The organism is Spirillospora sp. NPDC029432, from assembly GCF_040703975.1.
GTDB lineage: Bacteria > Actinomycetota > Actinomycetes > Streptosporangiales > Streptosporangiaceae > Spirillospora.
This window is the reverse complement of sequence record NZ_JBEZWH010000028.1, coordinates 40,793-64,645: the sequence shown is the minus strand read 5'-3', so window position 1 is coordinate 64,645 and position 23,853 is coordinate 40,793. Positions and strand designations below refer to the sequence as shown.

Sequence of the window (23,853 nt, the reverse complement as noted above, 5' to 3'; positions counted from 1 at the left end):
CGCGCCGGTCAGCGGGACTGGAGGGCGTCCAGGGCGACCGCCTGGGCGATCACCAGGCGCCGGTCGAGCGCCGCGTCCTTGATGTCGACGACGTACCGGTCGCGGAACGCGATCTTCTTCTCGACCGAGAACGCGAGCCGGTCCCCGGCGTAGAAGTCGAAGTGGTACGGCCAGGCGAACGGGATCACGTCCACGAACGGGATGAACCCCCACACCCGGCGCACCACCGCGACGACCTTGTTGCGCTCGCTTCCGGTCAGCACGGCGTGCCCCGGCTGCTCCAGATGCCAGGTCGAGGAGACCAGGGAGCGCTTGAAGTCCTTGCGGAAGAGCCCGATCGGCCGGCCGACCTCGTCGGTGACGTCGTACGCGGACGCCAGGTCGATCCGCTTGCGGGCCTTGAAGCCGAGGATCGGGCGCAGCTTGTCGGTGTCCGCGTACAGCGTCACCTGCTCCTTGAACGCCAGCCGCTTCTGCTGCGCGAACGCGGCCAGCTCGCCCTCCGATCCGTCCGCGGCCTCGGTGTGCACCTCGTACTGGTTCACCATCGGGCGCAGCCGCTGCCGCACGAGGAACCGGGTCTGCTCCTGGAGCTTCTGGGGGTCCACGCGGGCACCCTTTCCTTACGCGAGCGGGATGGAGGTCAGTCTTCCTGGATGTACGCGGCGAGGTAGGAGTGGATCAGCCGCTCGGCCTCGGCCAGGATCTCCGGGTCGCCGTCCGGGTCGCGGCGGAAGGCCATCTTGAGCACGGCGTCGCCGGCCTCGACCGCGACCGCCAGCGCCCGCGCCAGCTCGGGCGTGTCGCCGATCCCGAAGGTGTCGACGACGACCCCGCGCAGCCGCCCGGCGACCACGGAGTTGTTGTCGGCGGCGTCGTCGAGGAGGTTGACGTCGGCCACGTCGCCGAAGCGCAGCTCGCGGAAGCCCGGGACGGTGCGGTGCATGTCCACGAAGATCTCGATGATCGCGCCGACGGTGCCGGTCCAGTCGGCGAACCCGCCCTCGCCGAGCCGCCGCGCGACCCGTTCGCCGAACAGCTCCAGGTTGCGCAGCGCCAGCGCCTGCGCGACCGCCCGCTTGTCCGGGAAGAACTGGTAGACCGAGCCGATCGCGACCTCCGCGCGCTGCGCGATCCGGGTGGTGGTGAGGCCGTCGTAGCCGTCCTCGTCGAGGATCTCCGCGCAGGCGTCGAGCATCCGCTGGACGCGGGCGGCGCTGCGGCGCTGGGCGGGGCGGCGGCGGAGCGGGGTGCGGATCTCGGTCACGTCCCCATTGTCGCCTTTCCCGGAGCGATCACGGCACGATCGACATCTACCGGACCGCGGTCAGCGATCTGCCGCACCACCGTCCGGACGCTCCGGTGCCGCCGCGGACCGTGCCTTGGCCCGCCGGATCCGGTCGCGGTCGCCGGCCAGCCGGCCGAGCCTGGCCAGGTTCCGGGACGCGCCGGGCGCGAGCCGCGACAGCACCCGGACGGCCTGCGCCTCGGGAGTGACCGGTACGAGCGGCCGGTTCTCGCGTACGGCGCGCAGCACGGCCAGCGCGACGCGCTCGGGCGGGTAGGCCCGCCGCCGGAAGAACCGCGCGGCGGTCTTGCGCAGCTCGGCGGCCGTACCGGAGTCCATGCCCACGTACCGCGCGTGCCACATGATCGGCGTGTCGATCACGCCGGGGCAGATCACCGAGACGCCGATGCCGAGCGGCTCCAGCTCCACCCGCAGGCACTCGCCGAGCTGGAGCACCGCCGCCTTGGTCGCGCCGTACGACGCCATCCCGGCGGTCGGCGCGAACGCCGCCATCGACGAGATGTTGACCAGGTGGCCGCCCTCGCCGCGCTCGGCCATCTGCCGCCCGAACAGCCGGCAGCCGCGGTAGACGCCGTCCAGGTTGACGCCGCGGATCCGCGCCCAGTCCTCCTCGGAGGTGTCCAGCAGCGTCCCGGCGACACCGATCCCGGCGTTGTTCACCACGACGTCCGGGACGCCGAAGACGTCGCGGACGTACGCGGCGAACCGCTCCATCGCCTCGGCGTCGGCCACGTCCACCTGGTAGACGTGCGCCTCGCCGCCGTGCCCGCCGATCTCGTCGGCGGTGTGCTTGGCCGCGCCCTCGTCGATGTCGGCCACGACGACGCGCGCGCCCGCCGCGGCGAACGCGTACGCGGTCGCCCGGCCGATGCCGCTGCCCGCGCCGGTGACGACGGCGAGCCGGCCGCCGAAGTCCTTGCCCGGCCGCGCCGCCTCCCGCGCACGCGCGAGCGGCGACCCCTCCTCGGGCGGGCCGCCGCGTTCCACGTGGTCCACGAACTCGGTCACCCAGCGGGCCACCAGGTCAGGACGGCTGCGGGCGATCCAGTGCCCGGCCGGGGCGCGCCGCACGTACAGGTCGGTTGCCTTGCCGCGGGCCGAGAGCAGCAGGCCCTCGCCCGCGTAGCGGTCCCTCGTCGGGACGATGATCTGGACGGGCACGTCCGTCCGCCCCTCGCTCGTGTCGCCGCGCGGGCGGCCCATGTTGGCGCGGTAGAGGCCGAGCCCGTTCAGCGCGTCCCGCCGCATCGTGGGCGCCGGATGCCCTGGGCGCGGCTCGGCGCCCTCGGCCAGGACGAAACCGCGCTCGAACGTCCAGGGAAGGACGCGGGCGAACATCTCGCCCACGCGCGGCGCCATGAACACCGGCATGTACGCGCTGCGCCGCGCCTGCCGCGCCACCTCGGCCAGCCCGCGCGGGCCCGACCGCGCCCGGCCGCGCACCCAGTCCGCGGTGTGCCGCCGTGCCGGTCCGGAGATCGAGGTGAACGAGGCGATACGGCCCGCGAGCCGGTCGCCGGTAACCGCCTCCCAGCCCTGGACCGAGCCCCAGTCGTGCCCGACCAAGTGGACGGGCTCGGGCCCGGCCACCGCGTCGAGTACCGCCTCCAGGTCGCCGGCCATGGTCTCGACGGCGTAGTCGAGCGGGTCCTCGGGGGCGGTCGAGCCGCCCGCGCCGCGCACGTCGTAGGTGATGACGCGGAAGCGGGCGGCGAGCCGCTCGGCGACCTCGTCCCACACCGCGCCGGTGTCCGGATAGCCGTGGATCAGTACGACGGCGGGCCGGTTCTCCGCCTCCCGCTCCCGTACCGCCAGCTCCACCGTCCCGGACCGCACCCGGTGCTCCCGCATCGCAGCTCACCCCGCCGTCGGCTCGCGTCGCCTTTCTGCGAACGTACGCCGCCGGGCCCACCCCTCCAATACGCCGCCGCCGGACGCCGTCAGGCCGCGTCGTACCGGCGGTCGTTCACGGTGCCTCCTCCAACGGAACCATCAGTTGCGTCACCAGCCGTTCCGGCGGGGTCGTCCCGGGGTCGGACAGGTAGACCTCGCGCAGCGCGCCGGACGGGGTGTGGCCGTGGTCGCCGCACCAGGCGAGCAGCGCGTGCGCCGTCAGCGGGATCTGGTCGTACGGGCCGGTGTGCGTGGCGGCGGCGAACGTCCCGCCGGGCAGCACCTCGTCGCCGCCCGGGTCGCCCGCGACGACGCCCACGGTGAACTCGTCGGCGAGGTCCAGCGGGAACAGCCCGACGAGCGGGCCGTGCAGCGGCGGGCCGTTCACGAGGCCGATGACGCGGGCCACGCAGCGCGAGGTCACCGCGGCGACCGTCGGGACCGTCGCGGTGTCCCGAACGGCCACGACCCGCCGCGCGGGCTCGCGCGTCACGGACACGGCCACGCTCGGCAGGCCGGTGGCCAGGACGCGGTCGAGGGACGCCAGCGCGCGGCGGCGGCGTTCCAGGTCCGCCTCCATCCGGTCGCGGACCTCGGTCAGCGCCGCCGCGGGATCGTCCCCGGCCAGCACCCGGCCGATCGCGGGCAGCGGCACGTCCAGCGAGCGCAGCAGCCCGATCGACAGCGCGTCCCGTGCCTGGTCCGGCCGGTAGTAGCGGTAACCGGAGTCCGGGTCGGTACGCGCCGGGACCAGCAGCCCCAGCTCGTCGTAGTGCCGCAGCTGCTTGACGCTCAGGCGGCACAGCCGCGCGAACCGCCCGATCGGGAGAAGACCTTCGCTCACGTCCCCAAGCTTGGCGCCTCCCTCAATGGGAGGGTCCAGCCAGGGCTAGGACGGCCGGGCGGTGAGCCCTCCGGTGCAGGAGCGCAGGCCCTTCCAGCGCTTCAGCTCGGCGGCCCCGGCGGCGCCGGTGAGCAGCCGCGGCAGGCCGCCGGAGATCCGGGCCGGCTTCCACTTGTCGGCGGTGACCTTGCCGTCCTGGACGCGCAGCACCAGGACGCCCGAGTTGGCCGTCTGCCCGTTCGCGGAGTAGAAGACGAAGTTGCCCAGGCCGTAGTGGACGTACGCGCCGCCCATGTAGCCGCCGCCCTGCGGGATGTGCGCGTGCCCGCCGACGATCACGTCCGCGCCCGCGTCGGCGAGCTGCTTGGCGAGCTGCCGCTGCACGGGCGTCGCGCACGGCTCCAGCTCGGCGCCCCAGTGCAGGTGGACGATCACCACGTCGGAGCCCTTGGCGGCGTCCTTCACCGCCTGGACCATCCGCGGCACGTTCTTCGCCGAGGCCAGCCCGCCCTTGGAGTCGGTCGCCGTCCAGGCCGGGATGAGGTGGTCGTCGAGCACCTGCGTGGCGCCGACGATCGCGAGGCGGTTGCCCTTCACCGTGACCCGGTGGGCCTTGTACGCCTCGTCGGCGTTCCTGCCGATGCCCACGGTCGGGAACCCGGTGCTCTTGATCGCGCGCAGCGAGTCGCGGAGCCCGGAGTCCATGTAGTCCATGCCGTGGTTGTTGGCCATCGACGTGACGTCCACCCCGGCGGCCTTGAGCGCCTTGAGCGCGGACGGCGGCGCGCGGAACGCGAACTCCTTGCCGGGCGCCTTCGTCCCGCCGGTGGTGATCGCGGTCTCCAGGTTGACCATCGACAGGTCGGCGGCGCGCAGCGTCCGGGCGATCGGGCCGAGCGCGGTCGAGGGGTTCGCCAGCCGGGGGCGCAGGACGCCCTCGAAGTGGACGTCGCCGCCGAACGCCAGCGTGATCGGCTGCTTGGCCGGCGCCGCCGGGGAGGCGGGGGACGAGGCGGGCTTGCGCGGCTGCTCGGTGGCGCCCTTGGCCTCCGGCGTTCCGGAGCCGCCTCCGCCGCACGCGGCGAGCGCGAGCGCGGCCGCACCGCCCAGGGCCGTCATGACGACCGTGTTCCTGCGCATCCCGGGGACCCCTTCGTCGCTGTGTCCGGGACAGCATGCCACGAGAGGTACGACACTCCCTCGCCTCCGCCCGAAAATCACGGAACGTGAGCGGGCCGGATCCACGTGAAACATCACGGCGGCGCTCAGGCCGGGGCCGCGCGGACGTCCGCGCAGCTTCGGAGGGATTCCCACCGGTTCCGGGCCTGCTGCGCGGCGGACCCGTCCAGCGGCTGCGGAACGCCATTACTGATCACCGCGGGTGACCACTCGGCCTTCGGAACCCGCGTTCCCTTGCCGCCCGGATCGCCACCTGAACCGCCGCGCGGATCGAACGTCAGCGTCAGCACGCCGCTCTGCGCCGTCCGCCCGCCGGAGTTGTAGAAGAGGAAGTTGCCGAGCCCGTAATGGACGTACTTCCCCTTCAGGTAGCCGCCCGCCTGGAGGACGTGCGCGTGGCTGCCCACGATCGCGTCGGCGCCCGCGTCCGCCAGCTGCGCTGCCAGCTGCCGCTGCGCCGGGGTGGCGCACGAGTTGAGCTCCTGCCCCCAGTGCAGGTTGACGATCACCACGTCGGCGGCCTTGCGCGCGGCCCGTACCTCCTGGACGAGCCGGGGCGCGTCCTTCGCGGACGCCAGCCCGGCCTTGGCGCCGGTCGCCGTCCACGCCTGGATCAGGTTGTCGTCCAGGACCTGGGTCGCCCCGATGACGGCGACCTTGGCGCCCTTCACGGTGACCGTGTACGGCCTGTACGCCTCGTCCGCGTTCCGCCCGATCCCGACCAGCGGCATCCCCGCCCGGCGCCCGGCGGCGAGCGAGTCGGCCAGGCCGGTCTCGCCGAAGTCCATGCCGTGGTTGTTGGCCATCGTCGCCACGTCCACCCCGGCCGACCTCAGCGCCCGGAACGCGGTGGGCGGCGCGCGGAAGGCGAACTGCTTGGGCGCCTGCGTCCCGCCCGCCGTGATCGCCGTCTCCAGGTTGACCATGGCCAGGTCGGCGGCCTTCAGCCGCGCCGCGATCGGGCCGAACGCGGTGTCGGGCGCGGCGTCCAGCCGGGCCCGCAGCACACCCTCGAAGTGGACGTCGCCCCCGAACGCCACGGTGAACGGCCGTGTCGCCGCCGCCCGTCCCCCCTCCCCGCCGGCGCCGCCGTCGCGGGCCATGACCGTCACGGCCAGGCCGGCGGACAGCAGCCCCGTACCGGTGACCACCGCCAGCCCCGCGGCCAGGGCGACGGACCGGCCGCCGCGACGCCGTTCGCTCACGCTGCCTCCTCGGAGGGGTTCTCGGTGCCCGGTAGGACGCCGGCCGCGGCGATGAAGTTCACAACAAACCCCCAGATAGCGGGCATGACGCCGCTCCGAGACCCGGCCGAAGACTGGGATCATTCGTTAACTTGAATCATTCGTGTTTATGCGGGTAGGTTGTCGGCATGACCGCGTCCCGAACCCCTGCCGCCGCCGCCGAGCTGCGCGGCGCCGGCCTGCGGGTGACGGCGGCCAGGGTCGCCCTCCTCGACACCGTCCGGCAGGGCGGCCACCTCGACGTGGAGACGATCGCCGGCGGCGTGCGCGAGCGCGTCGGCCACATCTCGCTCCAGGCCGTCTACGCGGCCCTGCACGCGCTCACCGCGGCCGGGCTCGTACGGCGGATCGAACCGGCCGGCGGCCCCGCCCGGTTCGAGGGGCGGGCCGGCGACGACCACCATCACCACCTGGTGTGCCGCGAATGCGGAGCGGTCACCGACGTCGACCGCGTCGCCGGGCGCGCCGCGTGCCTGGAGCCGGCGCAGGCCGCCGGCTACCTGATCGACGAGGCCGACGTCACCTTCTGGGGCCTGTGCCCGGCCTGCCGGCCGCACGGGACCGAGCGAGAACCAACGGAGCAAGGAGTAACCGCGCCATGAGCGAGCGGCCCACCACCACGACCGACGCGGGCGCCCCCGCCCCGAGCGACGCCCATTCGCAGAGCGTCGGCCCGAACGGACCCCTGCTGCTGCAGGACCACTACCTGATCCAGAAGATGGCGCACTTCAACCGGGAGCGCGTCCCCGAGCGCGTCGTCCACGCCAAGGGCGGCGGCGCGTACGGCGTCCTGGAGATCACCGAGGACGTCTCCCAGTTCACCCGCGCCAAGCTGTTCCAGAAGGGCGCCCGCACCGAGTCCCTCGTGCGGTTCAGCTCGGTCGCCGGCGAGCTCGGCAGCGCCGACGCCGGCCGCGACCCGCGCGGCTTCGCGATCAAGTTCTACACCGAGGAGGGCAACTACGACCTCGTCGGCAACAACACCCCGGTCTTCTTCATCCGGGACCCGCAGAAGTTCTCCGACTTCATCCACTCGCAGAAGCGCCGCGCCGACAACCACCTGCGCGACAACAACATGCAGTGGGACTTCTGGACGCTGTCGCCCGAGTCCGCCCACCAGGTCACCTGGCTCATGACCGACCGCGGCACCCCCGTGTCGTGGCGGCACATGAACGGGTACGGCTCGCACACCTACCTCTGGTACAACGCCGCCGGCGAGAAGTTCTGGGTCAAGTACCACTTCAAGACCGACCAGGGCATCAAGAACTTCACCGCCGAGGAGTCGGAGGCCCAGCACCCCGACGTCCACATCAGCGACCTCTACAACGCCATCAAGCGCGGCGAGTACCCGTCCTGGACCGTGCAGGTCCAGATCATGCCGTTCGAGGACGCCGCGGACTACCGGTTCAACCCGTTCGACCTCACCAAGGTCTGGCCGCACGCCGACTACCCGCCGATCACCATCGGGAAGTGGACGCTGAACCGCAACCCGGAGAATTACTTCGCCGAGATCGAGCAGGCCGCCCTCGAACCGGCCAACTTCGTCCCCGGCATCGGCCCGTCCCCGGACAAGATGCTCCAGGGCCGCCTGTTCTCGTACCCGGACGCCCACCGCTACCGCATCGGCGCCAACTACCTGCAGCTGCCGGTGAACGCGCCGAAGGTGCCGGTGCACTCGTACAACTTCGACGGCGCCATGACGTACCGGAACCCGACCGACCCGGTCTACGCCCCCAACAGCGTCGGCGGCCCCGTCGCCGACCCCGAGCTGTGGAAGGGCGAGTCGTACGACGTCGCGGGCGAGATCGTGCGCAGCGCGTACACCCTGCACCGCGAGGACGACGACTACGTCCAGCCCCGCGCCCTGTGGGAGAAGGTGCTGTCGGACACCGACCGCGACCACCTCGTCCACAACGTCCTCCTGCACGCCACCGCGCCGGAGGTGACGGCCGAGATGAAGCCGCGCATCGCCGAGTACTGGCGCAACGTCCACAAGGACCTCGGCGACCGCATCGCCCAGGGCCTCGGCCTCAACGGCTCCTGACCACTCCGGAAACCCCCGCAGGGAAGGCCCCGGCCCGCAACGGCCGGGGCCTTCCCGATTCGTGGAGAATGATCCCGATCCCGGGGGTGTGGAGATGAGTTTCCGGCTGGCGGCGTACGCCGTATGCATCGAGAACGGGCGCGTACTGCTCGCCCGCCACATACCGCCGATGGGCGAGACCAACTGGACCCTTCCGGGCGGAAGGGTCGAGCACGCGGAGGACCCGTTCGACACGGTGGTCCGCGAGGTCGCCGAGGAGACGGGCTGCGAAGCGGAGGTCGAGCGCCTGCTGGGCGTGGACTCCAGGGTGATCCCCGCCGCCGAGCGCAACGTCCCCGGCGGCCCCGAACACCACAACGTCGGCATCTTCTACCAGGTCCGCATCACCGGCGGCCGGCTCCGCCCCGAACCGAACGGCGAGACCGCCGACCCGACCTGGACCCCCATCCCCGGCGTCGCCGGCCTGCGCCGTTCATCACTGGTCGACATCGGCCTCGCCCTGGCCCGCACCCTCCCACCGACCGGCCACGTCCCCCCGGTCCCGATCGGCGGCGCGATCCGGCACTGAACGCCGGGTTGACTTTGACGCTGCGTCAACTTCTAGCCTCCGGGCCATGCCGATCAACGTTCTCGACACCTACTCCGCCATGCGCGGGATCCTGCGGGCCCCGAGCGCGGATCGCCCCGATCTCCTGCGCTCGATGCTGGAGGCCAACAAGGGCATGTACCGTTACCAGCCCGGCGAGATCGACCTGGTGGACGCACACCTCCAGACGTCCGGGTTCCCCATCGACCGCGACGAGGAGCGCTGCCTCGAAGCGCTCGAAACACTGGCGGCGGCCAGGGCTTGGGAACGGATGCAGCGCGCGCTCGACGACGCCCTCGCCGTACTGCTGGAGGCGACTCCCGGACTGGAGGCCCCGGACATCACCGTGCTGTTCGTCCTCGGCGACCCGGGCGACGAGCACTTCATGGGGCCCTGCAAGGGACTGACCGGGTTCGGGGGCATCTCGGGCAACATCGCCATCACGCTCTGGCCGTACCCCGAGAACGTGGAGCGGCTGGAGGCCACCGCCGTCCACGAACTGCACCACAACCTGCGATGGAGCCCGGGCGGCGTCGTCTGGGACCCGATGACCGTCACGCTCGGCGAGCACATCGTCGGCGAGGGCCTCGCCGACGCCTTCGCCCGGCAGCTGTACGGCGACGAGCTCGGCTACGCCCGCATCGGCGTACCGCACCTGCACGACGACGAGGTCTTCGAGAAGGTCCTCACCGGGCTCGACGTGACCGGAATGCAGAACTTCACCGCCTGGGTGCACGGCGACCCCAGCGCCGAACGCTTCGGCCTCACCCCGGTGGGCCTGCCGATGGGCGCCGGGTACGCCGCCGGAAACCGGCTGGTCGACACCTACCTCGCGGCGACCGGCCAGACGGCGGCGCAGGCCCTGCACGCCGACCGCTCGGAGATCATCGCGGCCACGCTCGACCGCGGGTGACACTGGAAGCATGGAGTGGACGATCCAGGAGCTCGCGGCGAGGGCCGGCATCACCAGCCGCACCCTGCGTCACTACGACCGCATCGGGCTCCTGGCCCCGTCCCGCGTCGGCCCGAACGGCTACCGCCACTACAACGCCACCGCGGTCGCCCGGCTCCAGCGGATCCTCCTCATGCGCCGCCTCGGCATGGGCCTCCCCGCCATCGCCGAGGTCCTGGCCGACGAGGTCGACACGCGCGACGGGCTCCGCGCCCACATCGCCGCCCTCGAAGAGGAACGCGACCGCATCGACCGGCAGATCCGTTCCGTACGCCACACGCTCGAAGCCCTGGAGGCGGGCGCGGAACCGCAGATGGACGTCATGCTGGCGGGGTTCAACGACCACTACAAGGACGAGGTCATCTCACGCTGGGGCGAGCGCGCGTTCCAGGTGAGCAACGACTGGTGGCACGGCAAGACCCTCGCCCAGCAGCGGGCCTGGAAGCAGGACGCCGAAGACCTCGTCGCCGCCTGGGTCGCCGCGGCGAGGTCCGGGACCCCTCCCACCTCGGAACATGCCCGGTCACTGGCCGCCCGGCACGTCCGCTGGCTGAGCCGGATCCCGGGCACCCCCACGGCCGACGGCGACCGGGAGCGCTCGATCGCGATGGTCATCGGCATCGGCGACATGTACGTCGACGACCCGCGCTTCGCGGGCATGTACGACGACGCCGAGGGCGCGAGATTCGTCCGAGAAGCCCTACACGCGTACGCCCGAACCCACATGTAGCCCGCGACCCGTCACGCCAGCGGTTCGTCCCGGCCGGGCACGCACAGCTCGCGGTACGCCTCGCGCAGGTCGTCCGCCTCGGGCACGTTCCGCACGGCGGCGAGGATCTCGGCCGCCCGCCAGTGGTTCGACGGCACCAGGCGTCCACTGACCACCGCCTCCAACGCCGTACCGGCCGCCGCGTCCAACTGGCCCGCGGCGACCAGCGCCAGCGCGAGGTCGAGCCGCGCGGACGCGGCACGGCGCGGCCTGGGCGGCCCGTCCGCACCCGACACCAAGCGGGCCAGCACACCCCGCGCGTACGGCACGGCGGCCGCATCACCCGCCCACGCGAGCGTGGTGGCGGTGTACGCGTCGCTCTTCGCCGGGTCGTACCGGTAATGGTGCTCGGGCCGGTCCGGTTGCGGCAGCGGCGCGACGAGCCGCTCCACCCGTCCGAGCGCCTCGCGCGCCGCCGCTCCGGCGCCGAGCCGGGCCCATGCCCGCCCCTCCTGCGCGGTCGCCTGGATGAACGCCGACCCGTTCCTGGGCGCGATGCGCTGGGCACCCTGCGCGAGTTCGACGGCCCGCCGGTAGTCGGTGACCGCCTGCCAAGCCTCGGTCTCCAGGCACCACGCACTGATCTCAGGATGGTCCGTATGCTCTGCCAAGGCGGCGGCCGCACGGAGGCGGGCCTTCGCGGCGGACCGCTGATGGAGGTCGATCGCGCAGGTCGCCGCGAGCAGCGAAAGCCACCCGCCCACGACGAACAGACGGCGCCGTTCGGCCAGCGTCATCCGAGCGTCCAGCAGCGTCCCCACAGAGGAAAGCCGAAGCCGCACGCGCCCCAGCAACTCGCCCGGTGGCGTCCCCGGGTACGCGAAGGCGAGATCGTCGACGGACGTCTCCAGCGCTTCCAGCTCGTCACCGTTCACCGCGAACACCGTCCTCTCAGGCGCGAGCGCGGGCCTGGACGAGCGCGGTCTCGTACTCGCCCAACCACTCGGCCGCGGCCTGCTCCGCCGGAATGCCGCACAGCCCGGCGTCCAGCAGCGCCGCGGCATCGCCGTACTCACCGATCCCGCAGTGCACCATTCCCAGATTGAGCTGGAAGAACGGCTCGGAATACCAGTAGACCGGCGGTGGCGGCTCGATGTTGTCCGCCGCCCGTTCGGCCGCCGAGTCGAGGAGGCGCCGCGCCGCGTTCACCTGCCCGAGCGCCGCATACCCCTGCGCCGCCTGCATCATGTCGAAGGTCCGCTGTACCGGATGCCCGCCAGGAGTCGCCAGTGCCGCTGTTGAGGCATGTACGACCGCGCGTGGACGCCCCTGCTGACGGGCCACGTACCCCCGGAAACTCGTCGCGATGGCGGCGACGGTCCCGTCCTGGAATTCGGCCGCCAGCGCTCCGCCCCGGCCGAACAGGTCCAGGGCCTCAGCGTCGCGGCGGCCCGCGGCATGGAGCCACCCGGCGTAGACCGTCCACTCGGCCGCGATCCGGCCGAGCCGATCGCGCAGCGGACCGGACGCGTCCCGCAGGATGGACATGATGACGCCGAGTCGCGCCGTGACGGGAGCGAGCAGCACCGCGGACCCGATGGCGTCCTCCAGCCGTCGATGTGCGGCCAGCTCGGCCGCAAGGGCCTCCAGCGCCTGCGCGTCGAGCCGTGACGGACGGTCGGCGACCCGGCGGAGACGCTCCCCGTCATCCGGCGTTCCCGCAGGCTCCATGGGTGAATGCGCCATCGCCCGTCCTCCTGGGCGGGTCTCGCGGTTCAGGTCACCAAAGTGGGGACCGGGCGGCCGCCATTCCAGAGTTCGCCGACGTGGTGGGCGAATCTGTCGTAGAGACCGTCCTCCTGCTGCCGCTGTACGTGGAACATGGGCGAGTCGTGTCCGGCCAGGTGCGCCAGGTGGGGCGTCACCAGCATCTCGTCGTCGAAGCGGAAGACGCTCAGGGCGATGTGCTCGTCGCCGTAACGCGCCTCAACGCCGGGGACGTCGGCCAGCTTGCCCAGCTCGTCCAGGGTGATCCTGATGCGGGTGCCCACGGTGAGCGGGACGGCTTCGAGTTCCTCGCGGCGCCGGGTGACCTCGCTGTCGGGGTCCCCGACCAGGAACCGGACGCGGCACCCGCGTTCGGCCTTGCGGCGCAGCACCGCGCGGAGGTTGGGGATCTCCAGCCACAGGAAGTAGTTCGTGTAGCCGGCGAAGACCAGTTCTTTCGAGGCGTCGCCGATCAGGCGGCGCCAGACGGACTTGGGGCACGCGGATCGATACGGGTAGACCGCGACGATCTCGCGGTCGGGGCCGGTCTTCACGTTCTTGCGGACGGCGTCTGGCCACAGCACGGCCTCATCAACTCCCAAGGCCTCGGACGCGGTCCAGCGGTGCCGGGGGTGCGGCCTGCGGCCTTCGTCGGCCAGCCACCGGGCCACCGTCTTCACGTCCACTTGGCACGTATCGGCGAGTTCCTGCTCCGTCAGTCTCGCACCGGCCAGCGCTTGGCGGAGTGCGTCATTGGCCATGGCGGCCTCCCATTTGCCGGACGTCCAGGACGTTCGTTCAACGTAGCCGCCAAACGTCCCAGACGTCCCAGGAACGTAGTAGGAGCGTCACGGAGAGTGGAGGAACCTCGTGGGCATTCGACAAGAGCGGCCCCGGGCGGTGCGGGAACACCGGTGACCGGGGCCTTGATCCGACAGGAGGCGTCGGACCCATGGGAGACGTTACAACCGGGCCGCTGGCGGCGCTGGGGGCTCATCTCGGGGCGCGCGGGTTCGCGGTGGATCTGACCGCGTACGGGCTCCGCGTGACCGATCCGGAGGTCGCCGGGTGCTGCGAGCACGTTCCGCACGTTCCGCACGCGACGGACACGATCTCGTGCCGGGCACGGCGGGACGACGGTGGCCGGATGTGGTTCTTCACCTCGTGGGGCAAGCCGGTCGCCGAGGCGGAACGGATCATCGATGCCGCGCCGGCCGTGCGCGGGAGCCTCAGGCGCCGGGCAGGCTCGGAGAACCGGCGATGACCGCGACGGCATTGCGGGCACCACGTGCCGAGCGCGATCGTGCGGCCGCCGAGCTGGCGCACCGGTTCCCCGGGGTGTGCGCGTGGTGGGGGTCGCACACCCGATGCTGGTGGGCCGTCGCCCAGGATCGGTACGGGCGCCATCGCCTGGTCGAGGCGCCCGACCCGGTCGAGCTGGGGCGGGCCCTCGCCGAGGCGGGCGTCCCTGTACGGCCGGTCGTGCCTCGGTACGCGCGCCAGGCCGTGCCGATCGGCGTGGCCGGGCGCGAGGTGTGTCGTCCCCGTCCGGCCGCGTCGCCTCGCGTGGCGCCGAGGCGTGCTCCTCCCCGGCCCGGCCGGTTGCGGGAATTGTGGGGGAGGCTGTTCGGGGATGGGAACCATCCCCGTCTACTTCGGAGGTAATTGTCTGGCTTCGGCGATCGAGGCAGGGTTGGCGGTGTCGGTGGGACGCGTCATGATTGGGTCGGTCCCGGTCACGAGGAGTGCTTGATGGGCAGCCGTACGGCGTTTCGCACCTGTCCCCTCTGTGAGGCCCTCTGCGGCCTGGAGTTGACGCTGGACGACTCGGGTGCGGTGACCCGGGTGCGCGGCGACCGGGAGGATCCGCTCAGCAAGGGGTTCATCTGCCCCAAGGGCGCGACGCTCGGGCGGCTGGACGGGGATCCGGACCGGCTGCGGGTGCCGCTGGTGGACGGGGCCGAGGCCGGGTGGGACGAGGCGTTCGCGGTGGTGCGGCGGCGGATCGCCGAGGTCGTCGGGAAGTACGGGAAGGACGCCGTCGCCGTATATATCGGTAATCCGACGGCGCATTCGGTGGCCGGTCCGCTGTACGCGGGCGCGCTCATCAAGGCCCTGGGGACGCGGAACGTCTACACGGCGAGCACCGCCGACCAGATGCCCAAGCATGTGAGCTGCGGCTACATGTTCGGTGACCCGCTGGCGATCCCGGTGCCCGATCTGGACCGGACGTCGCATCTGCTGATGCTGGGCGCCAACCCGCTGGAGTCGAACGGCAGCCTGTGCTCGGCGCCCGACTTCCCGGGGCGGCTGAAGGCGATCGCGGCGCGCGGCGGCAAGGTGACGGTGGTGGATCCGCGGCGTACGCGGACGGCGGAGCTGGCGAGCGAGCACGTCTTCATCCGGCCGGGCACCGATGCCTATCTGCTGATGGCGCTCGTCCACACGCTGTTCGCGGAGGATCTCGCGGTGCCGGGGGAGCGGCCCGTGAACGGGCTGGACGATCTGCGCGCGCTGGTCGTGGACTTCTCCCCGGAGCGGGTCGCCGGGGTGACCGGGATCGACGCCGGGACGATCCGGCGGATGGCGCGGGAGCTGGCGGCGGCCGAGACGGCGGCCGTGTACGGCCGCATCGGGACGTGCACGCAGGCGTTCGGGACGCTCAACAGCTGGCTCGTGGACGTCCTGAACGTCCTGACCGGGAACCTCGACCGCGAGGGCGGCGCGATGTTCCCGCGGCCCGCGCACGCGCCGGTCTACCGGAAGCGGCGGCCGTTCACGACCGGGCGCTGGCGCAGCCGCGTCCGGGACCTGCCCGAGGTGAACGGGGAGCTGCCGGTCGCCACGCTGGCGGACGAGATCGAGACGCCGGGCGAGGGCCAGGTCCGGGCGCTGGTCACGATCGGCGGGAACCCGGCGCTGTCGGCTCCGGGTTCGGAGCGGCTCGACCGGGCGCTGGCCGGGCTGGAGTTCATGGTCAGCGTCGACCCGTACCTGAACGAGACCACGCGGCACGCGCATGTGGTGCTGCCGCCGCCGCGGCCGGTGCAGACGCCGCATTACGACGTGTCCCTGCTGGGCCTGGCGGTACGCGACTACGTGCGCTATTCGGCGCCGATCGTCCCGCTGGAGGACGGCCGCCCGTCGGAGGCCGCGATCCTCGCCCGGCTGGCCGTGCTGGCGTCCGGGATGGACGCCGAGCCGGACGCCCTGGACGAGATGATCATCACGTCGACGCTGGGCAAGGCGGTCGCGATGACCGGTTCGCCGGTGGCGGGCCGGGAGCCGGACGAGCTGCGCAAGATGCTCGCCGACGACGGCGGCACGCCGACCGAGCAGCGGCTCGACATGATGCTCCGCCTCGGCCCGTACGGCGACGGGTTCGGCGCCGACCCGGCCGGGCTGACGCTGGCGCGGCTGCGCACCGAGCATCCGCACGGGCTCGATCTGGGCGCGCTGAGGCCCCGGCTGGACGAGGTGCTCTGCACGGCGTCGGGGCGCGTCGAGCTGTGCCCGCCGTCGTTCGCCGCCGACGCCGACCGGCTGCGCGCCGCCCTCGACGAGCCGGCGGACGGGATGCTGCTGATCGGGCGGCGGCACCTGCGTTCCAACAACAGCTGGCTGCACAACGTCCCCGAGCTGGTCCGCGGCTCCAACACCTGCACGCTCCAGCTCAACCCGGCCGACGCCGAGCGGCTCGGGCTGGCGGCCGGCGACCTCGTCCGCGTGACGTCCCGTACGGGCACGCTGGAGGCCGTCGCCGAGCCGACCGACACCGTGATGGCGGGCGTGGTGAGCCTTCCGCACGGCTGGGGCCACGGCCGCGCGGGCACGCGCACCCGGGTCGCGGCCGAGAACGCGGGCGTCAACGTCAACGCCGTCACCGACGAGAACGAGATCGACCCCCTGTCCGGGAACGCCGTCTTCAACGGCGTCCCCGTGACGCTCGAACCCGCCTCCTGATCAGGTGCGGCCGGGCGCAAGCCGGCCGGCGCACTCGATCTCGGCGCGGATGGCGGTGCACAGCTCGGCGGGCGTGTCGGCCTGCACGAGCAGCCGGCACCCGGCCCGCAGCTGCTCGATGGTGAGCGGCTCGGCCGAGGTGCGGAACGCCCACCAGCGGAGGGTGCCGCTGCGCCAGGCCCCCCATCCCGGGAAGAGCGCCTCGATCTGCGTGATCAGCGTCGTGTCGGGGGTCGCGGGCACCGGCGCTGCAGCCGGTGGTGAGGGAACGTCCATGGGCTCGGCTCGTCCGGTCGCGTGCAGACCATTTCACTGTAGGCCAACCCTCATATCCCGAGAAGGCGAGGGTCCTGTGGCGCCGCCGCGGCGGTCCGGTGCCGGGTTTAGGGCGGGTACGCGCAGGTAGGTATCCACCACTGTGGGTGCCCGGCACACCCGGCGGGCCCGCCCGATGTTCTCCCGGGTGGTCAACAGGAGAATGCGGCGGCTAGTGTCGCAGGAGCGTCCCATTTACGGCCGTCCTCATCGACTTCCGGACGCGCCCCCGAAGGAGGGTCATGAACCGAAGGGCGAGCAGGATCTTCCGGCGCGGTTCGCGGCCGCAGGCCGGGGCCCATCCGGTGGAGCTGGCCGACGGCCTCGAGCACGCCCACGGCCTGGACCGTACGATCCGGACGCTCTCCACCGCCGTGCAGAAGGTGCTGCGGCCGGGGCCGCTCAAGGACGCGCTGCACGGGGTGCCGGTCGGCCACCCGGCCCATCCGCCGCTGACGGACGTGCCGATGGGGTGCTGGATCTCGGCCGGCGTGCTGGACCTGATCCCTGGGACGCACCGGGCCTCGCAGGCCCTGGTCGGGGCGGGACTGGCCGCGGCCGTGCCGACGGCGCTGACCGGGATCGCCGACTGGGGCGCGCTGCACCGCCAGCAGCAGCGGGTCGGGCTGGTGCACGCGGCGAGCACCGCGACGGCGACGCTGCTCTACTCGGCCTCGTTCGTGGCACGGTCCCGCGGCCGGGACGGCACGGGCCGCGCCCTCGGCTACGCGGGCCTCACCGCGCTCTTCGCGGGCGGCTACCTGGGCGGCCATCTGGCGTTCCGGCAGGCCGCCGGGGCGAGCCACGCCGACCAGATCGCGCATCTGGTGCCGCTCGGCTGGCACGACCTGTGCGCCGAGTCCGAGCTGCCGGACGGCTGGCCCGTCCAGCGCCGGCTCGGCTACATCAGCCTGTTCGTGCTGCGCGACGGCGACGAGATCCACGTGCTGACCGACCGGTGCAGCCATCTGGCCGGCCCGCTGCACCAGGGCCGGATCGTCGGCGAGGGCGACGACCTGTGCGTGATCTGCCCGTGGCACGGCAGCACGTTCCGCGTCGCGGACGGCTCGGTCGTGCACGGCCCGGCCACCGGGCGGCAGCCGTCGTTCGAGAGCCGCGTCCTGGAGGACGGCACCGTCCAGGTGCGCCCGATCGGCTGACGAGCACACGGTCTCCGAGACTTCCTCCGAGGCTTCCGGACGGCCCCGTTCCCCGTGAAACCTCGCGGTGGTACGGGGCCGTCCGGGCTCAGCGCGCGCGGTCGTAGACCATGGCGAGCTCGCCCAGCTTGCCGGTCTCCTGATGCGCGAGCGTCCATCGCGTGGCCGGGAGGCCGTCCTCGAACAGCCGCCGCCCGCCCCCGGCGATCTCCGGAAAGATCATGAGGTAGAGCCGGTCGACCATGTCCGCCGCCAGCAGCGGCTTGATGACGCTGGCGCTGTTGTTGACGAGGATGTCGCCCTCGCCGCTGCTCTTGAGGTCGGTCACGACGTCCACGGCGGGCGCGTTCACCACGCGGGTGCGTTCCCACGGCGCCTCGGCGAGCGTGGTCGAGAAGACGACCTTCTCCGTCCTGACCAGCCAGTCCGCGTATCCACGATCACGCGGATCGGCGGCGTCGTCCGCGGCGACCGGCGGCCAGTACCCCATGAAGCCCTCGGCGTTGATCCGGCCGATGAGCGCCGTCGTCGCGTCCTGCCAGATGCGGGTCATGTGGTCGCGCGCGACCTCGCTGGTCACGTACGGGGCGAACGCCGCGAAATCCTCGGGTCCGCCGGGGCCGTTGTAGCGCCCGTCGATGGTGAGGCTCAGGTTGGCGGTCACCTTGCGGCCGGTCTGCTCCGTCATCTCATACTCCTTGGGTCGGTTCCGGACGAGTCCGCGGCGAGGATCGCCGCGAGCCTGTCGAGGGTCTGGCCGAAGCCGATCTCGATGCCCGCGACGAAGTCCGCGGAATCGACCGTGCTGTCGGTGATCCGGTAGTGGACGTCGAGGCCGGTGCCGCCGCCGGTGGGCCGGAGGGCGATGTCGACGTGGGCGACGAAGGCCGGTCCGCCGCCGGGAAGCAGCGGGGCGAGCCGGTAGGCGAGGCGCTCCCCGGCGCGCACGTCCTCGACGACGCCCTCAGCCCGCCCGGCGACCGGGTCGGAGCCGCCCTCGTCCTCGGCGTCGCGGTACTCCTGGACGATCCGCCCGCCGGGCCGCGCCTCGAAGACGAGCTCGGAGACGCGCAGGTCGTCGGGCGTCCACCACCCGGCGAGCAGGGACGCCTCGGTCAGGTGGCGCCAGACCACCTCGGGGCTCCCGGCCAGCGACCGCGAGAACGTGAACAGGCGGCCGTCCGCCCATCCCGGCTCACGCGCGGCGCTGCGCTCCGCGTCGAGGCTGAGCCCGTACCGGTCGAACGTCTCGCGCGGCCCGCCGGCGCGCTCCGCCGTGTCGGCGAGCCCGCCGAGCACGCCCGCCAGCTCCCGCAGCGCGGCGGGCCGCAGCGCGTAGACGCGGCGCTGGCCGCTGCGCTGGGACGTGACCACTCCGGCCCGTTCGAGGGTCTGCAGGTGCTTCGTGGTCTGCGGCTGGCGCGCCTCGGCGAGCCGCGCGAGCACGCCGACCGGGCGCGGCCGCTCGGCCAGCAGGCACACGAGCCGCCAGCGGGCCGGATCGGCCAGCGCGGCGAGGAGGATCTCCATGGCAGGAAGTATTCACCGCGAAGAATATTCGTGTCAAGGAATAAGCCCTGCGTCCTGCTCGGCGGCGCGCCGAGGTCAGGCCCCGCCGCCCCACTTGGCCCGCACGGTGTCGAACACCCGCTGGTCGTGCGAGATCTCGATGACGTTGCCGTCCGGGTCCTTCAGCGCGCAGATGTAGCCCACCGGGTCCGGCATCTGGCGCGGCTCCCAGTGCAGGCAGCCCAGCTCGCGGGCCCGCTCGGCCAGCCCGTCCACGTCACCGCGCTCGGGCACCTCGATCCCGATGTGCGCGAACGGGTGCAGCAGCCCGAGCCGTCCCCCCTTGTCCTTGTCGAACGACACCAGCACCAGCACGAACGGCGTCTCCACCTGGCCGGCGTTCGACAGCCAGGCGCTCTCCCCGGCCGCGTCCTCGAACCGTTCCACGACCACCAGCGGGGTCAGCGAGGTGTAGAAGTCGATCGCCCTGTCCAGATCGCCGGTCGGCAGCGCGACATGCGTCCAGCGCGCGGCGGTCAGTCCGGTCACGTGGTCCTCCCGAGCTCGGCCGGGCTCGCGGGACCGCGCGCCCGGTGCACTACTTCAGACCAGGCCGTACCCCGCTCGAACGCCTTGCCCGGGGCCCGGCGCCGCCGCCGGCCTCCGCTAGTCGCGGCCGCCGGCGCCGTCGTCCGGGTGGCCGGCGCCCTCGTCCAGTACGGGGTGCTCGACGAGGGCGAGGACGCGGTTGGCCATGAAGCGGGCCGTCCGCACCGTGGTGCCCGTACGGGTCACCTCGCTGACCTCCACCACCCCGCGCCGGTTGCCGATCTCGACCCGGCGCCCGGCGCGGGTCGCGGCCACCTCGTAGGTCCTCGTCGCGGAGCCCCCGACATCGACCACGATCTCGACCCAGTCGCCCTTCATCCGCGATGCCCTCCGATGCCCTCGGTCGTTCGAACCTATGTTCGATATGTACCCCGAAACGGGCCTCCGCAACCCTGTGAAGACGCAGGTCAGTTGGCCAGTAGCTGGACGATCGCGGCCACTCCGACCACCACGATCACACCGCGCAGCACCAGCGGCGGGATCTTGCGGCCGAGCTTGGCGCCGAGCAGCCCGCCGGCCGTGGAGCCGACCGCGATCAGCAGCACCACCCACCAGTCGATCTCGGTCCGGCCGAGCAGCCACATGATCGTGAACAGCACCGCCGCGGTGCCGTTGACGATCGCCGCCATCGCGTTCTTGACGCCGTTCAGCACCTGGAGGTCGTCGTCCAGCGCGATCCCGAGCAGCGCGATCAGCACAATGCCCTGCGCCGCCCCGAAGTAGCCGCCGTACACGCCGGTGAGGAGCACGCCGGTCCACAGCCCGGGGCCGCCGTGCGGGCGGTGCCGCTCGTCGCCGTTCCGGCGGGCCTGCATCCACTTCTGGAGCCGCGGCTGCACGACCACCAGCACCAGCGCGATCAGGATGAGGCCAGGCACGATGATGTCGAACGCCTCGGCCGGCAGGCTCAGCAGCAGCAGCCCGCCCGCCAGCGCGCCGAGGAACGAGGCAGTGCCCAGCCGCAGCACGCGGCCGCGCTGGCCCTTCAGCTCCCTGCGGTACCCGTACGCCCCGCTGACGTTGCCCGTCACCAGGCCGAGGTTGTTGGAGACGTTCGCCACGACCGGCGGGAAGCCGAGCGCGACCAGCGTCGGGAAGGTGATCAGGGAGCCGGAGCCGACGATGGCGTTGATACCGCCGGCGGCGATCCCGGCGGCGAGCACCGCGACCGCGTCGAGAACGTTCAAACCTCACCCACTCAGCCACCACGAGTCCGCAATGGATCACGATGGTAGGGAACCCGCAGATCAGCGCCCCGACCGGGGTGCCTCCGGCGCGCCGCGCCCGGCGTCAGCGGGCGGCGGCGCGGGCGTACCAGCGGCCGTTCTGCCGCTCCACGGTCAGCGGCAGGCCGAAGCAGTGCCCCAGGTGCTCGGGCGTGAACACCTCGTCCACCTTGCCCTGCGCGACCACCTCGCCGCCGCGCAGCAGCAGCCCGTGGGTGAAGCCGTCCGGGACCTCCTCCACATGGTGCGTGACCAGCACCATCGTGGGCGCCCCGGGGTCGTCGGCGAGCCGCGCCAGCCGGTTGACGAGATCCTCGCGGCCACCGAGGTCCAGGCCGGCGGCGGGCTCGTCCAGCAGCAGCAGCTCGGGATCGGGCATCAGCGCTCGGGCGATCTGGACGCGCTTGCGCTCGCCCTCCGACAGCGTGTCGAACCGCCGCCGCATCAGGTCGGCGGCGCCCAGCGCGTCCAGCAGCTCGGCGGCGCGCGCCAGGTCGGTGGAGTCGTACTCCTCCTGCCACCGGCCCAGGATCGCGTACGAGGCGGTCAGCACCAGGTCGATGACGGTCTCACCGGCCGGGACCTTCTCCGCCACGGCCGCGCTGGCGATGCCGATGCGGGGACGCAGCTCGAACACGTCGGTACGGCCGAGCTCCTCCTCGAGGATCTCCACCGAGCCGGTGGTCGGATGCAGCAGCGCGGCGGCGACCTGGAGCAGCGTCGTCTTGCCCGCGCCGTTGGGGCCGACGATCACCCAGCGCTCGTTCTCGTTCACCGTCCACGTGACCCCGCGGAGGAGATCGGCGCCGCCGCGCCTGACCCCGACATCGCGGAGTTGAAGTACCTCTCCGGCCATCGCGCGCCTTTGTCCCCAATCTCGCCTTGCCAGGTGATCCGTCCTCAGGAAAGAACCTATGCGATTCCGGCCGATGCGGTGAGGATCACGCGAAGCCGCAGGTCAGCGGTGCTACTGGCCGCTTGACGCGGATACCGTGTCAACATCCTGTCACCTCATTGCGTTCATGCAGGTCAGACACGTGCGAGCGAACCCGCCGCACCGTCATCGGGGTCATCGTCAGCGGCGAACGCCGCATCGATCGCACCCCGGGTGCGTTCGTTCTCCTCAGGGTACAGATGACCATAAGTGTCGGAAGTGATCGAGATGGAGGAGTGCCCCATCCGGTCGCGGATGACCGTGAGATGCGTGCCACCCGCGATCAACAGTGAGGCATAGGTGTGCCTCAGCACGTGGAACGTGACCGACGCAGGCAGGCCCACGGCATCACGAGCCCGCATGAACGGCCTACGTACATCGCCAGCGTTGGCCGGAGCGCCGTCCGCCCGCGTGAAGACCAGCGCCGTACGATGCACTGTCTTTCCGTCGAGGTCCCCGACCTCTTGCATCAACGGCGGGAACGCCTCCCGATGCGCCCGCAGCGCATCAGCGACCACGTCGGGCATCGGCACCACGCGCCGTGATTTGCGGGTCTTCACCGGCGCCAGGAGCCGTTTCGTGGACATCTGCCGATCCACCGTGACCGACCCCGCTTCCAGATCGATCCGGTCCCACGTCAGCCCCACCACCTCAGAGATACGGAGACCCGTACCAGCGGCCACGAGCACCACAGCCCGCCACCGGGCCGGCATCTTCGCGGACACCTCACGTACCTGCGCAGCCGTCAGCACTTCCACCTCACGGTCAGGAAGTTCCGGCAGGAGGATGCTCACACACGGCGAGGAGGCGATCTTGTGGTCGATCACCTGAGCGGTACGGAACAGAGCGACGGTCGTCCGGTGCACGTTCCGGATGGTCATGGGGGACAGCCCACGCCGCTTGAGGTCATTGATCATCTTCTGCACCTCGTCACGGGTCACGGCCCGGAGCTGACGGCCGCCCAGGGCCGGGACGATGTACAGCCGCACCCGCTTCTCGTACTCCGTGTACGTGCCCTCACGCTTGGACGCAGCAGCGGCAAGCCACTTCTCGGCATATTCCTTGACCGAGATGCGGCCCGCTTTGGGATCGATGGAGAGTCCCTCGTCACGTTGCTGCCGGACCTTGTTACGGAACCGCGAAGCCGCCGTGAACGAACTGAACGTCTCCGAGGTCTGCTTTCCGTTCGCGTCCCGATAGGGCACCTTGAAGGAGTAGACGTCTTTCCCGGCAGCCTTGGAGGCGCGAGCGTTCCGCACCTTACGGATACCGTCCCTCATTTCCCCATCGCGCCATTCCTGCTTGCCCATCTCGATCTCCCGTCCATTCGTTGACGCCTGTTGACACCATTTTATGGAGGTTGACCAGCCAGGCCTAAAACGCGAGCCCGTCAGCACCGGCCACTACCAGCCAATCTTTTCCCTGGATAAGGGTGGACGGTCGACTTCCGGGGGTCCCGCCTCACCTTCCCCCGACCGCCCGCCCCGACAAGGGAGCCGCATTCGCGGCACCTGCCAATTGAGTGCGACTCGGCCGGCGGGACCCGAGGGAGCGCCCCGCAAGTCCCGCCCGCGCCATCGACCGTCAAATCTCATGCCGCCTTGACGTGG

Annotated in this window: 25 protein-coding genes; 8 read left to right on the top strand and 17 right to left on the bottom strand. The window is 72.0% G+C overall.

Translation table 11 applies throughout. The annotated features are described in order from the left end of the window. Positions 1 to 8: 8 nt before the first annotated feature. The 6 genes from AB0881_RS22500 to AB0881_RS22475 all read right to left on the bottom strand — a co-directional run bounded on the left by AB0881_RS22500 (position 9) and on the right by AB0881_RS22475 (position 6,430). On the bottom strand, positions 9 to 608 hold the full coding sequence (locus tag AB0881_RS22500) for a hypothetical protein (protein WP_366619485.1): 600 nt from the start codon (positions 606 to 608) through the stop codon (positions 9 to 11). A gap of 35 nt (positions 609 to 643) precedes the next feature. Next, the gene (locus tag AB0881_RS22495; protein WP_366619483.1) at positions 644 to 1,267 is read right to left on the bottom strand and encodes a TetR/AcrR family transcriptional regulator; all 624 of its coding nucleotides are present in this window, start codon (positions 1,265 to 1,267) and stop codon (positions 644 to 646) included. 60 nt (positions 1,268 to 1,327) lie between these two features. Continuing rightward, positions 1,328 to 3,160: an SDR family oxidoreductase gene (locus tag AB0881_RS22490; protein WP_366619481.1), complete on the bottom strand. Its 1,833-nt coding sequence runs from the start codon at positions 3,158 to 3,160 to the stop codon at positions 1,328 to 1,330. Positions 3,161 to 3,275: 115 nt separating this feature from the next. Then, a complete protein-coding gene (locus tag AB0881_RS22485) occupies positions 3,276 to 4,046 on the bottom strand; it encodes a GyrI-like domain-containing protein (RefSeq protein WP_366619479.1) in 771 nt (256 codons plus the stop codon). A 45-nt stretch (positions 4,047 to 4,091) separates the two neighbouring features. After that, positions 4,092 to 5,186 (bottom strand): CapA family protein, encoded by a 1,095-nt coding sequence (locus AB0881_RS22480; protein ID WP_366619477.1) that lies wholly within the window; start codon positions 5,184 to 5,186, stop codon positions 4,092 to 4,094. A 125-nt stretch (positions 5,187 to 5,311) separates the two neighbouring features. Beyond that, complete coding sequence (locus AB0881_RS22475; protein WP_366619475.1) at positions 5,312 to 6,430, bottom strand: CapA family protein; 1,119 nt, start codon at positions 6,428 to 6,430, stop codon at positions 5,312 to 5,314. 167 nt (positions 6,431 to 6,597) lie between these two features. On the opposite strand from AB0881_RS22475, the gene AB0881_RS22470 reads away from it, so the two are divergent. The 5 genes from AB0881_RS22470 to AB0881_RS22450 all read left to right on the top strand — a co-directional run bounded on the left by AB0881_RS22470 (position 6,598) and on the right by AB0881_RS22450 (position 10,781). Beyond that, positions 6,598 to 7,071: a Fur family transcriptional regulator gene (locus AB0881_RS22470; protein WP_366619473.1), complete on the top strand. Its 474-nt coding sequence runs from the start codon at positions 6,598 to 6,600 to the stop codon at positions 7,069 to 7,071. Then, complete coding sequence (locus AB0881_RS22465; protein WP_366619471.1) at positions 7,068 to 8,513, top strand: catalase; 1,446 nt, start codon at positions 7,068 to 7,070, stop codon at positions 8,511 to 8,513. Before AB0881_RS22470 ends, AB0881_RS22465 begins: the two co-directional genes overlap by 4 nt. Positions 8,514 to 8,607: 94 nt before the next feature. Beyond that, entirely contained in the window at positions 8,608 to 9,081 is a 474-nt protein-coding gene (locus AB0881_RS22460; protein ID WP_366619470.1) for an NUDIX domain-containing protein, read from the top strand. A gap of 46 nt (positions 9,082 to 9,127) precedes the next feature. Continuing rightward, positions 9,128 to 10,012 (top strand): DUF2268 domain-containing putative Zn-dependent protease, encoded by an 885-nt coding sequence (locus tag AB0881_RS22455; RefSeq protein WP_366619468.1) that lies wholly within the window; start codon positions 9,128 to 9,130, stop codon positions 10,010 to 10,012. Positions 10,013 to 10,022: 10 nt separating this feature from the next. Further along, positions 10,023 to 10,781, top strand: a complete 759-nt coding sequence (locus tag AB0881_RS22450; protein ID WP_366619466.1) for a MerR family transcriptional regulator — start codon at positions 10,023 to 10,025, stop codon at positions 10,779 to 10,781. A gap of 11 nt (positions 10,782 to 10,792) precedes the next feature. Here AB0881_RS22450 and AB0881_RS22445 read toward each other — a convergent pair whose 3' ends face one another. The 3 genes from AB0881_RS22445 to AB0881_RS22435 are packed head-to-tail and all read right to left on the bottom strand — an operon-like array spanning position 10,793 to position 13,288. Then, positions 10,793 to 11,695, bottom strand: coding sequence for a hypothetical protein (locus AB0881_RS22445; protein WP_366619463.1), 903 nt, complete (start codon positions 11,693 to 11,695; stop codon positions 10,793 to 10,795). A gap of 16 nt (positions 11,696 to 11,711) precedes the next feature. Continuing rightward, the gene (locus tag AB0881_RS22440; RefSeq protein ID WP_366619461.1) at positions 11,712 to 12,506 is read right to left on the bottom strand and encodes a hypothetical protein; all 795 of its coding nucleotides are present in this window, start codon (positions 12,504 to 12,506) and stop codon (positions 11,712 to 11,714) included. A 29-nt stretch (positions 12,507 to 12,535) separates the two neighbouring features. Continuing rightward, positions 12,536 to 13,288 (bottom strand): XRE family transcriptional regulator, encoded by a 753-nt coding sequence (locus AB0881_RS22435; protein WP_366619460.1) that lies wholly within the window; start codon positions 13,286 to 13,288, stop codon positions 12,536 to 12,538. Positions 13,289 to 13,479: 191 nt separating this feature from the next. On the opposite strand from AB0881_RS22435, the gene AB0881_RS22430 reads away from it, so the two are divergent. Further along, complete coding sequence (locus AB0881_RS22430; RefSeq protein ID WP_366619458.1) at positions 13,480 to 13,791, top strand: hypothetical protein; 312 nt, start codon at positions 13,480 to 13,482, stop codon at positions 13,789 to 13,791. 488 nt (positions 13,792 to 14,279) lie between these two features. After that, positions 14,280 to 16,490 (top strand): molybdopterin oxidoreductase family protein, encoded by a 2,211-nt coding sequence (locus tag AB0881_RS22425; RefSeq protein ID WP_366619456.1) that lies wholly within the window; start codon positions 14,280 to 14,282, stop codon positions 16,488 to 16,490. On the opposite strand, the gene AB0881_RS22420 is transcribed toward AB0881_RS22425, so the two are convergent. Further along, the gene (locus AB0881_RS22420) at positions 16,491 to 16,733 is read right to left on the bottom strand and encodes a hypothetical protein (protein ID WP_366619454.1); all 243 of its coding nucleotides are present in this window, start codon (positions 16,731 to 16,733) and stop codon (positions 16,491 to 16,493) included. Between the two features lie 314 nt (positions 16,734 to 17,047). Here AB0881_RS22420 and AB0881_RS22415 point away from each other — a divergent pair, with 314 nt between their 5' ends. Then, complete coding sequence (locus tag AB0881_RS22415) at positions 17,048 to 17,965, top strand: Rieske 2Fe-2S domain-containing protein (protein ID WP_366619453.1); 918 nt, start codon at positions 17,048 to 17,050, stop codon at positions 17,963 to 17,965. An 88-nt stretch (positions 17,966 to 18,053) separates the two neighbouring features. Here AB0881_RS22415 and AB0881_RS22410 read toward each other — a convergent pair whose 3' ends face one another. The 7 genes from AB0881_RS22410 to AB0881_RS22380 all read right to left on the bottom strand — a co-directional run bounded on the left by AB0881_RS22410 (position 18,054) and on the right by AB0881_RS22380 (position 23,553). Next, on the bottom strand, positions 18,054 to 18,653 hold the full coding sequence (locus tag AB0881_RS22410) for a dihydrofolate reductase family protein (protein WP_366619451.1): 600 nt from the start codon (positions 18,651 to 18,653) through the stop codon (positions 18,054 to 18,056). Continuing rightward, the gene (locus tag AB0881_RS22405) at positions 18,650 to 19,495 is read right to left on the bottom strand and encodes a metalloregulator ArsR/SmtB family transcription factor (RefSeq protein ID WP_366619449.1); all 846 of its coding nucleotides are present in this window, start codon (positions 19,493 to 19,495) and stop codon (positions 18,650 to 18,652) included. Before AB0881_RS22405 ends, AB0881_RS22410 begins: the two co-directional genes overlap by 4 nt. Before the next feature lie 75 nt (positions 19,496 to 19,570). Next, positions 19,571 to 20,023 carry a VOC family protein gene (locus AB0881_RS22400; protein ID WP_366619448.1) on the bottom strand — a complete coding sequence of 151 codons (453 nt, stop codon included), beginning with the start codon at positions 20,021 to 20,023 and terminating at the stop codon, positions 19,571 to 19,573. Between the two features lie 117 nt (positions 20,024 to 20,140). After that, positions 20,141 to 20,401: a hypothetical protein gene (locus tag AB0881_RS22395; RefSeq protein ID WP_366619447.1), complete on the bottom strand. Its 261-nt coding sequence runs from the start codon at positions 20,399 to 20,401 to the stop codon at positions 20,141 to 20,143. An 89-nt stretch (positions 20,402 to 20,490) separates the two neighbouring features. Beyond that, on the bottom strand, positions 20,491 to 21,270 hold the full coding sequence (locus AB0881_RS22390; RefSeq protein WP_366619445.1) for a sulfite exporter TauE/SafE family protein: 780 nt from the start codon (positions 21,268 to 21,270) through the stop codon (positions 20,491 to 20,493). Between the two features lie 103 nt (positions 21,271 to 21,373). After that, positions 21,374 to 22,165, bottom strand: coding sequence for an ABC transporter ATP-binding protein (locus AB0881_RS22385; RefSeq protein WP_366619443.1), 792 nt, complete (start codon positions 22,163 to 22,165; stop codon positions 21,374 to 21,376). A 173-nt stretch (positions 22,166 to 22,338) separates the two neighbouring features. Then, positions 22,339 to 23,553 (bottom strand): site-specific integrase, encoded by a 1,215-nt coding sequence (locus AB0881_RS22380; protein WP_366619441.1) that lies wholly within the window; start codon positions 23,551 to 23,553, stop codon positions 22,339 to 22,341. Between the last annotated feature and the right edge of the window lie 300 nt (positions 23,554 to 23,853).